The 382-nt window shown below is 66.2% G+C and carries 1 protein-coding gene; it reads left to right on the top strand.

Annotated elements, in window-relative coordinates; all coding sequences use genetic code 11:
* On the top strand, window positions 1–382 hold a 382-nt coding region (locus KPG66_RS16895), incomplete at both ends, for a hypothetical protein (RefSeq protein WP_237071607.1).

The raw sequence follows: 382 nt of genomic DNA, 5'->3' as shown, positions 1-382 counted from the left end.
TTGCTCGAGCATGAGCACGCGTCGCTGGCGCTGGCGCAGCGCTGCAGCGGCGTGCCGGCGGGCACGCCGCTCTTTAGTGCGCTGCTCAATTACCGGCACAATGCGATGGGCTCGGATGAGCGTAGCGGGCTACCGGGTGTGGAGCTGCTCAGCGCCCAAGAGCGCACCAATTATCCGTTGACACTGTCGGTGGAGGACTTTGGGCAGTCGTTGGGTCTAACGGCCCAGAGCGTGCCGCCGCTGGAGCCCGAGCGGGTGTGCGCGTATATGCAGCAGGCGCTGCACAGCTTGGCTGACGCGCTCGAGGCGACGCCCGACAACGCCGTGCAGCAGTTGCAGGTGCTGCCCGAGGCGGAGCGTGAGTTGCTGCTTAACACGTGGA

Origin of the sequence: Mycetohabitans sp. B2 (assembly GCF_021733735.1) — a bacterium.
Classification (GTDB): domain Bacteria; phylum Pseudomonadota; class Gammaproteobacteria; order Burkholderiales; family Burkholderiaceae; genus Mycetohabitans; species Mycetohabitans rhizoxinica.
This window is presented reverse-complemented; position numbering and strand designations above follow the sequence as displayed.